Annotated in this window: 6 protein-coding genes, 1 tRNA gene and 1 other annotated feature; of the genes, 6 read left to right on the top strand and 1 reads right to left on the bottom strand. The window is 40.9% G+C overall.

What is annotated here, in order from left to right; all coding sequences use genetic code 11:
- Positions 1-28: 28 nt before the first annotated feature.
- The 5 genes from guaB (at position 29) to serS (ending at position 6,261) form a co-directional block, all read left to right on the top strand.
- A complete protein-coding gene (gene guaB / locus N782_RS07850) occupies positions 29-1,498 on the top strand; it encodes an IMP dehydrogenase (RefSeq protein WP_036818193.1) in 1,470 nt (489 codons plus the stop codon).
- Positions 1,499-1,688: 190 nt separating this feature from the next.
- The gene (locus tag N782_RS07855; protein ID WP_036818195.1) at positions 1,689-3,023 is read left to right on the top strand and encodes a serine hydrolase; all 1,335 of its coding nucleotides are present in this window, start codon (positions 1,689-1,691) and stop codon (positions 3,021-3,023) included.
- A 120-nt stretch (positions 3,024-3,143) separates the two neighbouring features.
- The gene (pdxS, locus tag N782_RS07860) at positions 3,144-4,028 is read left to right on the top strand and encodes a pyridoxal 5'-phosphate synthase lyase subunit PdxS (RefSeq protein ID WP_036818197.1); all 885 of its coding nucleotides are present in this window, start codon (positions 3,144-3,146) and stop codon (positions 4,026-4,028) included.
- A 42-nt stretch (positions 4,029-4,070) separates the two neighbouring features.
- On the top strand, positions 4,071-4,664 hold the full coding sequence (pdxT, locus tag N782_RS07865; protein ID WP_036818200.1) for a pyridoxal 5'-phosphate synthase glutaminase subunit PdxT: 594 nt from the start codon (positions 4,071-4,073) through the stop codon (positions 4,662-4,664).
- A 33-nt stretch (positions 4,665-4,697) separates the two neighbouring features.
- Positions 4,698-4,924 (top strand) — a binding site (T-box leader).
- 62 nt (positions 4,925-4,986) lie between these two features.
- A complete protein-coding gene (gene serS / locus N782_RS07870; protein ID WP_036818203.1) occupies positions 4,987-6,261 on the top strand; it encodes a serine--tRNA ligase in 1,275 nt (424 codons plus the stop codon).
- 126 nt (positions 6,262-6,387) lie between these two features.
- Here serS and N782_RS07875 read toward each other — a convergent pair whose 3' ends face one another.
- Complete coding sequence (locus tag N782_RS07875; protein WP_036818205.1) at positions 6,388-6,993, bottom strand: hypothetical protein; 606 nt, start codon at positions 6,991-6,993, stop codon at positions 6,388-6,390.
- 161 nt (positions 6,994-7,154) lie between these two features.
- On the opposite strand from N782_RS07875, the gene N782_RS07880 reads away from it, so the two are divergent.
- A tRNA-Ser gene (locus tag N782_RS07880) sits at positions 7,155-7,247 on the top strand.
- The last annotated feature ends 194 nt before the right edge of the window (positions 7,248-7,441 follow it).

A 7,441-nucleotide genomic window follows, 5' to 3' on the forward strand; every position in this document is an offset into this window, starting at 1 on the left:
CATGAACATTATTTTAGGAGGGGTACCCATGCGTGAAGACAAATTTGCCAAAGAAAGCTTAACATTTGATGATGTCTTATTATTGCCGGCCAAGTCAGATGTACTACCTAAAGAAGTACAGGTTAGTACAGAGTTGTCACCTTCATTGAAGCTGAATGTTCCATTATTAAGTGCAGGTATGGACACAGTGACAGAAGCAGAAATGGCAATTGGAATGGCTCGTCAAGGTGGTTTAGGTGTGATTCATAAGAGCATGTCGATTGAGGAGCAAGCCGAACAAGTAGATCGTGTGAAGCGCAGTGAAAGTGGCGTTATTTCCAATCCTTTTTTCTTAACCCCTGAAAATCAAGTATATGACGCAGAGTATCTAATGGGGAAATACCGAATTTCTGGTGTCCCTGTTGTGGATAATGAAACGGACCAGCATTTAGTCGGTATTATCACCAATCGTGATTTACGATTTATACAAGACTATTCTATCCTTATCTCTGAAGTAATGACTAGCGAAGATCTTGTTACATCTCCAGTCGGTACAACACTAGAGCAGGCAGGAAAAATTCTTCAAACTCATAAGATAGAAAAGCTTCCTCTTGTTAATGAACATGGTGTTCTAAAAGGGTTAATTACGATTAAGGACATTGAGAAGGTTATCGAATTTCCTAACTCAGCTAAAGATGCTCAAGGTCGACTTTTAGTGGCAGCAGCAGTAGGGGTTACCGCAGATTCGGATCTTCGAATCGCGAAGCTTGTAGAAGCTGGAGTAGACGCAATAGTCATTGATACCGCTCATGGACATTCCGCAGGCGTACTCAATCAAGTTGCCAAAGTACGTAAGCAATATCCTGAGCTGAATATCATTGCTGGAAATGTCGGAACGCAACAAGGTACTAGAGACTTAATTGAGGCGGGAGCCAATGTTATTAAAGTCGGCATAGGACCTGGTTCCATTTGTACAACACGTGTTGTTGCTGGTGTTGGCATCCCTCAAATATCAGCTGTATATGAATGTGCGCTAGAAGCGAAGCAACATGGTATTCCTGTTATAGCTGATGGAGGTATCAAGTATTCAGGAGATGTTGCCAAAGCATTGGCTGCAGGTGCACATGCAGTTATGTTAGGTAGCATTTTTGCTGGGGTAGCTGAAAGTCCTGGTGAAACGGAAATCTTCCAAGGTCGTCAATTCAAAGTGTATCGTGGCATGGGGTCAGTTAGTGCGATGAAGTCAGGCTCAAAGGATCGTTATTTCCAAGAATCTGCGAACGTAAATAAATTGGTCCCTGAAGGCATTGAAGGACGAGTACCTTATAAAGGACCACTTGTGGACACCGTGCATCAACTAATCGGTGGATTACGCTCAAGCATGGGGTATTGTGGAGCTCAGACATTGGACGTACTACGAAACGAATCCCAATTCACGCGGATTACGAATGCTGGTCTTCGTGAAAGTCATCCACATGACGTACAAATTACGAAAGAATCACCAAACTATTCATTATAATACCTATAAAAATCAGGAGGCGAGGGTTGTTCCCTTGCTTCCTTTTTTTATGGTAATCGCATGTCGACCTCTAAACCTTAGAAGAAGGATTTAACTTTTGTCATACAGGTGTAAAGTCTTGTTTCTATTCTGTGCTTTCCTATGATAAAATAACCTCATGCACATAAACATTTTTTGGAGGTTGAGAGGATTGAAACATAGATTAAGAGCATCCTTTTTACTACTTACGTTGATGCTTGTTACATTTACATCAATGATTGGCACCCCAATCCAAGTATCAGCCGCTTCGGTGGATGTACAAGCAAAATCTGCGATTCTAGTAGATGCAAAGACAGGAAAGATTTTATTCGAGAAAGAAGCTGACTTAGCTCTTCCTCCGGCTAGTATGACGAAAATGATGACTGAGTACCTTGTTCTTGAAGCAATTGAAGAAGGTAAGATTAGTTGGGATACCACGACGCAAATCTCAGACTATCCCTATAGTATTTCGGCAAACCCTAGTTTTTCAGGGGTGGGCTTAAAGCAACAAAAAGATTATACAGTACGAGAGTTATATGAAGCGATGGCCATTAATTCAGATAATGCTACCACGATTGCCTTAGCGCAATTAGTTGCAGGTTCTGAAGGTGAATTCGTCAAAATGATGAATAAAAAGGCAAAAGAAATGGGATTACCAGATTACCAGTTTGTAAACTCTACTGGCCTTTCCAATACTGATTTAGGAGATAATTATCCTGAGGGAACGAAGGCTGATGCAGATAACCTCTTATCAGCTCGTTCAGCAGCTCTTTTGGCATATAACTTAGCAAATGACTACCCTCAAGCGTTAGAAATATCGAGCATTCCGACGACACAATTTGAAGACCAACAAATTCAGAACTGGAACTGGATGCTTCCTGGTATGCCAGGACAGTTAGCTCAATTTGGTTATGAAGGTATGGATGGCATGAAAACCGGTTGGACGGATTTAGCTGGTTATTGCTTTACAGGAACAGCAGAACGTAATGGGCAACGTTTTATTTCTGTTGTTATGAAGACAGAAAGTAAAGAAGCTCGTTTTGAAGAAACACGGAAATTAATGGACTTTGGATTCAACCAATTTGAACAAAAAGAATTATTCCCGGCTAATCATCAGATTGAAGGAAAATCTACATACCCTGTAACAAAAGGGAAAGAAGATTCGGTAGATATTGCATCTGCAGCACCTATCAAAACGATGATTGAAAAAGGAACTGAAGATCAATACAGTGTAACCTATGAACTCGATCAGTCAAAATTCAATAAAGATGAAAAGCTTACGGCTCCAATTGAAAAAGGTGAAAAGATTGGTACGATGAAGCTTCAGAATAGCGGCGATGATTTTGGTTATATTACGGACAACGGAAAACAGGCAGAAGCAGTAGATGTTGTAACGCAATCAGCTGTTGAAAAAGCAAACTGGTTCTCGCTCACGTTACGAGCAATTGGTGGATTTTTCGGAGATATTTTCTCTAGCATTACGGATACCATCACTGGATGGTTTTAAACCATATTTATTTGGTAGGCATTTTGCCTTGAATACGATACAATGAAGGTTAGAAGAAAACGTCCAACATGTCGGATGTGACTTGAATAGAAAGTATTATCGGATTGGGAGGAATATTGAATGTCAAGAACAGGTACAGATCGTGTAAAACGTGGTATGGCAGAAATGCAAAAAGGCGGCGTGATTATGGATGTCGTAAACGCCGAACAAGCAAAAATTGCTGAAGAAGCAGGGGCAGTAGCGGTAATGGCGCTTGAGCGTGTACCAGCTGACATTCGTGCAGCAGGTGGTGTAGCTCGTATGGCTGACCCAACTATTGTGGAAGAAGTGATGAATGCTGTTTCTATTCCAGTTATGGCTAAAGCTCGTATTGGTCATGTGGTGGAAGCTCGTGTACTGGAATCAATGGGAGTAGACTACATTGATGAAAGTGAAGTACTAACACCTGCAGATGAAGTATTCCATATTAAGAAGAATGACTATACAGTACCATTTGTTTGCGGTTGCCGTGATCTTGGTGAAGCTACTCGACGTATCGGCGAAGGTGCATCCATGCTTCGTACGAAAGGGGAACCGGGTACTGGAAATATCGTAGAAGCGGTTCGCCATATGCGTGAAGTTCAATCACAAATTCGTCAGGTATCAAGCATGTCTGAGGACGAGCTTATGACATACGCGAAAAACATTGGCGCACCATATGAGTTGCTTCTTCAAATTCGTGAAGAAGGACGCCTGCCAGTTGTTAACTTTGCAGCAGGTGGTATAGCAACACCAGCTGATGCTGCACTTATGATGCAGTTAGGTGCTGATGGAGTATTTGTAGGCTCTGGTATTTTCAAATCCAATAACCCTCAACAGTTTGCAAGAGCTATTGTAGAAGCTACAACACATTATGATGATTACAAACTAATCGGTGAGCTTTCTAAAGGTCTTGGTACTGCAATGAAGGGAATGGAAATGAATACATTGACTGCTGAAGATCGTATGCAAGATCGTAGTCAGTAAGTTTCCTCATAAGCATATTAGACATTAAAGGAGTATGGCATCATGATTAAAATAGGTGTATTAGGCTTACAAGGTGCTGTACGAGAGCATATTCGCTCCATAGAAGCGAATGGCGTAGAAGGCATAATTGTAAAGCGTATCGAACAGCTAGAAGAGCTAGATGGTCTTATTATCCCTGGTGGAGAAAGCACAACAATGCGCCGCCTTATCGATAAATACGATTTCTTTGAGCCATTAAAGCAGTTTGCTGAAGCAGGTAAACCAATCTTTGGAACATGTGCAGGGTTAATTTTACTTGCTACACGTATTCAAGGTCAGGATAGCAATCACTTAGCGCTAATGGATATGACTGTAGAGCGGAATGCATTTGGCCGTCAACGGGAAAGCTTTGAAGTAGAGCTAGACATTACTGGTGTAGCTGATGGTTATGAAGCTGTATTTATTCGTGCCCCATATATTGTTGATGTAGGCGAGGACACTGAAGTATTAGCGACTTATCAGAGCAAAATTGTAGCTGCTCAACAAGGCAATTTCTTAGCATGTGCATTTCATCCAGAACTAACTGATGATCATCGTTTAACAGGTCATTTTGTGAATATGGTAGAAGAATCCAAGAAATCACTTGCTTCTTCCTGAAAAATTCGCTATTGTATAGACACAACTAGGATAAAAAACGTGATGATAGGAACTAGTAGCAAAACTCCCTTCTTAAGAGAGCTGGTGGTCGCTGTGAACCAGTGAAGGATTTTGTGAATCCATCCTTGAGCTGATATGCCGAAAGATTAGTAAGCATATCCGGTGTAACGCACCGTTACCATTGAAGTGAGCCGGAAGGTACAATGTTTGTACTTTCAATCAGGGTGGCATCGCGGGAATATACAACTCTCGTCCCTTTCGTTAGGGGACGGGAGTTTTTATTTGCTTCATTTTATCACTTACTAATAAAGGAGGTTTCACCATGTTAGATTTGAAGTATTTACGTACGAACTTTCAAGAGGTGAAAGAAAAATTACAAAAACGGGGCGAGGATTTAACGGATTTAGATAAGTTTGAAGAGTTAGACGAACGCCGACGTGAATTAATTAGCGAAACCGAAGAACTGAAGGCGAAGCGTAATGAAGTGTCTAAACAAATCTCTGCTATGAAAAAAGAGAAAAAGGATGCTGATCATCTTATTACAGAGATGCGTGAAGTTGGCGAGCGAATTAAACTGTTAGATGCACAGCTGAAAGAGGTAGAAGAACAGTTGGAAACATTGCTTCTTTCTATCCCAAACATTCCTCATGAAAGTGTTCCGGTTGGGGAAGATGAAGAGGATAATGTGGTCGCTCGTGAGTGGGGGGAACAAAAGGCGTTTAATTTCGAACCTAAAGCTCACTGGGATATTGCAGACCAACTAGATATATTAGATTTTGAACGAGCTTCAAAAGTAACAGGTAGTCGGTTTGTATTCTACAAAAAGCTAGGAGCGCGTTTGGAACGTGCTTTATTAAGCTTTATGATGGATCTTCACTCAGACGAGCACAATTATGAGGAAATGCTAACACCTCAAATGGTGAATCGCAGCAGCATGACAGGCACAGGTCAGTTACCTAAATTTGAAGAGGATGCTTTTAAAATTGAGGATTGGGACTACTTCCTTGTACCAACAGCAGAAGTGCCTGTAACCAATTTCCATCGCGAAGAAATACTATCAGCTGATGACCTTCCAAGAAAGTATGTAGCCTACAGCGCTAACTTCCGTTCTGAGGCAGGATCAGCTGGTCGTGATACGCGCGGGTTAATTCGTCAGCACCAATTTAACAAAGTAGAACTTGTTCAATTTGTGAAGCCTGAAGAGTCTTATGATGTTCTGGAACAACTAACAGGCCATGCGGAAAAAGTATTGCAGCTACTAGAGCTTCCTTATCGTGTGATGAGCATGTGTACAGGAGATCTAGGTTTCACGGCAGCGAAAAAGTATGACATAGAAGTCTGGCTACCAAGTTATGAAACGTACCGCGAGATTTCTTCTTGTTCTAACTTTGAGGATTTCCAGGCTCGCCGAGCTGGCATCCGTTTCCGTCGTGAACAACAAGGGAAGCCAGAGTTTGTGCATACACTAAATGGCTCTGGATTAGCTCTAGGACGTACCGTAGCTGCCATACTTGAGAATTATCAACAAGAAGATGGTACTGTTGTCGTACCAGAAGTATTACGCCCTTACATGGGTGGAAAAGAAGTAATTAAATAAATAGATATGTAAAAAAGCCGTTACACTTTATGAGAAGCGTAACGGCTTCGTTTTGTTTGTGATAAAACAAGAAAAGAGGAACCACCGTTTTAAGTATAAAGAATATTCTTCGGGCAATGGTGTTTTTTAGGATGATAACCCCATATCATCTGTCTTTTCGTAGTCAGGAGACTTCATATAGACTTTTGCATGCCCTTCTCTGTCCCAATATTGAATGGTGTAACGAGACACAGTATCATCTGGTATGTCCACAAACACAATCATTTCTACTTGTTGATTCTGAAAGCCTTCCATATCAATCGAGTCCATCCCGTTAGGGTCTTGGAAGGAGTATCCTTCCGTAGTTTTTAGGTCATACCGAAACATCGGAGTGCCATCTTTTGCACCTTGTACCTTTTGAGAAGGTTCACCTAGCAATTGTTTTACTTCTTTTACAGTCATACCTAAGGATAGGTTTTCTTTTAATGTACTGACAGTGATGTCTTCTTTAGATGGAGTATCCTCAGATGCTTCTTTTTGATCTGATGTTTCATCCTGAGAAGAATTTTCACTTTCTGATTCAATTTGGGATTGATTTGTAGCATTGTTTTCTGTAGAATCATTTGTGGTGTCACTTTTCGATGATTCTTGTTGATTATTGCTTACCTCTTGATTAGATGCTTGTTCTTGTTGGCACGCAACTAATGATAAAGCTGGAATGAGGATGAATAGCAATAGAATTCGGTTTTTCATGAACATCGTCTCCTTCAATTCTTTATGTACTTGTTTATCTTATCGAAAGCTTGTCACAATTTGTAGGGGAAAAAGTAGTGATTTTCATGAATTTTGTAGAAAAAAGTTGAGATTTTGTTGACACTCATAGGGAACCATGATATATTAGTATTTGTCGTCACGGAGGAGTACCCAAGTTCGGCTGAAGGGAGCGGTCTTGAAAACCGCCAGGGGGTTAACGCCCCGCGGGGGTTCGAATCCCTCCTCCTCCGCCATTTTTTATGCGCGTAAAAATTGGAGATTGAAAGTTCGTTACTCTGTAACGTTTTTTCACGTGAGCATAGATAAAACATCCTAACACAGTTAGGGTGTTTTTTTATGCTTTTTTTTTATATCTTCTTTTGTGATAGCCCCATTATGTTGAAGACTTGGAATCGAGATATTATGGATTAGAGAAATGTTTCCGTTG

This window comes from Pontibacillus yanchengensis Y32, assembly GCF_000770635.1.
Taxonomy (GTDB): Bacteria; Bacillota; Bacilli; order Bacillales; family BH030062; genus Pontibacillus; species Pontibacillus yanchengensis.

What these genes read in the sequence shown, in the direction of transcription:
- guaB (WP_036818193.1), top strand. Translation starts at nt 29, where the DNA reads ATGCGTGAAGACAAATTTGCCAAAGAAAGCTTAACATTTGATGATGTC.
- pdxT (WP_036818200.1), top strand. Translation starts at nt 4,071, where the DNA reads ATGATTAAAATAGGTGTATTAGGCTTACAAGGTGCTGTACGAGAGCAT.
- pdxS (WP_036818197.1), top strand. Translation starts at nt 3,144, where the DNA reads ATGTCAAGAACAGGTACAGATCGTGTAAAACGTGGTATGGCAGAAATG.
- serS (WP_036818203.1), top strand. Translation starts at nt 4,987, where the DNA reads ATGTTAGATTTGAAGTATTTACGTACGAACTTTCAAGAGGTGAAAGAA.
- N782_RS07875 (WP_036818205.1), bottom strand. Translation starts at nt 6,993, where the DNA reads ATGAAAAACCGAATTCTATTGCTATTCATCCTCATTCCAGCTTTATCA.